3 protein-coding genes are annotated in these 2,843 nt (G+C 67.1%); all 3 read left to right on the forward strand.

All coding sequences use genetic code 11. The annotated features are described in order from the left end of the window. Positions 1 to 15: 15 nt before the first annotated feature. Genes trbG through B3547_RS13280 form a run of 3 tightly spaced genes read left to right on the forward strand, consistent with a single transcriptional unit; the run spans position 16 to position 2,518 of the window. Positions 16 to 1,008, forward strand: a complete 993-nt coding sequence (trbG, locus tag B3547_RS13270; protein ID WP_034046878.1) for a P-type conjugative transfer protein TrbG — start codon at positions 16 to 18, stop codon at positions 1,006 to 1,008. Between the two features lie 2 nt (positions 1,009 to 1,010). After that, a complete protein-coding gene (locus B3547_RS13275; RefSeq protein WP_034046876.1) occupies positions 1,011 to 2,279 on the forward strand; it encodes a TrbI/VirB10 family protein in 1,269 nt (422 codons plus the stop codon). Next, complete coding sequence (locus tag B3547_RS13280; RefSeq protein WP_033475083.1) at positions 2,276 to 2,518, forward strand: DUF2274 domain-containing protein; 243 nt, start codon at positions 2,276 to 2,278, stop codon at positions 2,516 to 2,518. The genes B3547_RS13275 and B3547_RS13280 overlap by 4 nt, the downstream gene beginning before the upstream one ends. Positions 2,519 to 2,843 lie beyond the last annotated feature (325 nt).

Consider the following 2,843-nt stretch of genomic DNA (forward strand, 5'->3'; position numbering starts at 1 on the left):
CGAAGGAGCCAAGCCATGAATGCACTTTTCCGTAAATCCGTTTTGCCGTTGATCCTGCTGGCCCTTGCGGGCTGCGCCTCGCAGGGCAAGCCGCCGCCGTCCATCTCGCTCGATGAGCCGGTGCAGGCGCAGCCGCTGCCGGAACCGCCCGCGCCGGTGGAAGTGGTTGCCGTACCCGAACCGCTGGCACTCCCGGCGCAGTTGAAGCCGCTGCCCGAGGTGGACACGGCCCCGGCTGCGCCGGAACCGGCCGACGAGAAGGTGCGCGTGTCCCGCGCCAATGCCGAGGCCCGCATCGCGCCCACGCGCGAGGGCTACGTCAATGCGATCCAGGTATGGCCCTTCACGGACGGCGCGCTCTATCAGGTCTATGCCGCGCCGGGGCGCGTGACCGTGGTTTCGCTCCAGCCCGGCGAAGAACTGGTGACTGTTGCCGCAGGCGATACCGTCCGGTGGATCGTGGGCGACACGTCCAGCGGCAGCGGCGAGGCGCTGCGCGTCAATGTGCTGGTGAAGCCCATCCGGTCGGGCCTGAAAACCAATCTGGTCATCACCACCAGCCGCAGGACGTACCTGCTGGAGCTGACCTCGACCGAGCGTGCATGGATGGCTTCGGTGTCCTGGGACTATCCGAAAGACCGGATGCTGGCCTTGCAGCGCCAGGCGCAGGCGGCCAGCGCCGCCGCGCCAGTCGATACCGGCTTGTCGCTGGAGAAGATCCGCTTCCGCTACGCGGTCAGCGGCAGCAATCCGCCGTGGAAGCCGCTGCGTGCCTTCGATGACGGCGAGAAGGTCTATATCCAGTTTCCGCCGGGCATCGCGCAAGGCGAACTGCCGCCTCTGTTCGTCATCGGCGCGCAGGGCGACGGGCAACTGGTGAACTACCGTTTTCGTCCGCCTTACTACATCGTGGATCGGCTGTTCGGCGCGGCCGAACTGCACCTGGGCGGTGATGGCGGCGACGTGGTGCGTATCGAACGCACCGATGGCGTGGCGCGGAGGAACTGACCATGAGCCAGGACGACACTCCCGACCTCGCCACGCCGCAGGCGGGCAAGGTAGCGCCCGAGGCGGTGGCGCTGCGCGCGCAACCGCGCCCGGTCACGCGCCTGAACCGGCGCACGCTGGCCATCCTCGCCGGCGGCCTATCGGTCGCCGTGCTCGGCGCACTGATGTGGTCGCTGCAACCGCAGCGGCGCAGCACTGGCGAGCAGACCGAGCTTTACAACGTCGATCGCGTCTCGAAGTCTGAAGGGCTGGACGCGCTGCCGGCCGACTACTCGAAGCTGCCGCCGAAGGTGCCGGAGCTGGGGCCGCCGCTGCCGGGCGATCTTGGCCCGGCCATCGTGAAGTCGCAGCAGCCGGTGACGGCCGCCTACGCGGCCCCCGGCCACGACCCGAACGACGCGCTGCGCAAGGAAGCCGAAGCGGCTGCGGCATCGTCGGTGTTCTTCCGCTCGGGTTCGCAGAAGGCCGCGCCGGTAGCGCAGACGCAGGTGGCTGCCTCGCAGGGCTTCGCCGCCAATGCGGCGTTCGACCCACTGGCGGCTGGCCCGGCCTCGACGGCGGCCCAGCCTGCCGACCCGACCGCCGTACAGAACCGGCAAGACCAGAAAGAGGCGTTCCAGAAAGCCGGAACCACGGAAACCCGTAATTCCGGCAATCTGACCCTGCCGGCTTCGCCGTATCAGGTCATGGCCGGAACGGTGGTCGCCGGGGCGCTGGTGACGGGCATCAAGTCGGACTTGCCGGGCGACGTGATCGCCACGGTGACGGAGCCGGTCTATGACACGGCCACCGGCAAGTTCCTGCTGATCCCGCAGGGTTCGCGCATCCTGGGCAAATACAACAGCCAGGTCAGCTACGGGCAGAGCCGCGTGCAGGTGGTGTGGAACCGGATCATCCTGCCCGACACGTCTTCGCTCACGCTCGACAACCTGGCCGGCACCGACCCGGCCGGTTATGCCGGGCTGGAAGACGACGTGGATTGGCATTGGGGCCGCATCTTTGCCGGCGCGGCGCTGACCACGCTGCTGGGTGTCGGTGCCGAGCTGGCCGCGCCGGAGAACCGGCAGGACGGTGATCGCGTCATCATCGCCGGCCGCGACAGCGCCCAAGACAGCATCAATCAGGTCGGCCAAGAGATGACACGGCGCAACATGAACATCCAACCGACGCTGACCGAACGGCCGGGCCTGCCGGTTCGCATCATCGTCAACCGCGATCTGGTGCTGCGGCCGTACCAGCCGCTTTTCTTCAACAGGGGGACTTCACGATGACGACGCGCAAGCTGCGGCTGGGGCCGCTGCCGAAAACCGAATCCACGAAGCTGACCTTTGCTTGCCCGGCCAGCCTGAAAGCCGACCTCGACCGCTACGCCGCGCTGCACGCGCAGACCTACGGCGAAGCGGTCGATGCCACGGTGCTGATTCCGCACATGCTGGAAGCCTTCATGGCGGGGGATCGGGGATTCAGGAAGGGAGGCGCGGGCAAGGCCGCGCCGTCGAAGCCAAGCTGATGACGCCGGTTCCCGTGGTATCCATCCCTCGAACGCGCAGCCCAAGGCTGCGCGTTCTTCGTTCTGGAGGGCTGCGGCGTTGTGGGCTATGATGATGAGACGCGGCCGCCGTCTGCTGGCAATCGTCCCCGATGCAGCACGCTCCGGCTTTCTACCGCGACGCTCTTATGTGGCTCCTAGTCCACAACGCCGCAGCCCCGCAAAGCGGCCCGAAGTAGAGCTAAACCCGCGCCCCATATAGACTTCCGGCCATCAGGCTGTTTTCACAAAACACTTGACACCGGAACTTTTTTGATGCCCACTTCCTTGTCGCCGACGTGATCCG

Source organism: Novosphingobium sp. UBA1939, assembly GCF_002336885.1.
Taxonomy (GTDB): Bacteria; Pseudomonadota; Alphaproteobacteria; order Sphingomonadales; family Sphingomonadaceae; genus Novosphingobium.

Bases quoted from the DNA above. Each gene is read 5' to 3' on its own strand.
- trbG (WP_034046878.1), top strand. From the start codon at position 16: ATGAATGCACTTTTCCGTAAATCCGTTTTGCCGTTGATCCTGCTGGCC.
- B3547_RS13275 (WP_034046876.1), top strand. From the start codon at position 1,011: ATGAGCCAGGACGACACTCCCGACCTCGCCACGCCGCAGGCGGGCAAG.
- B3547_RS13280 (WP_033475083.1), top strand. From the start codon at position 2,276: ATGACGACGCGCAAGCTGCGGCTGGGGCCGCTGCCGAAAACCGAATCC.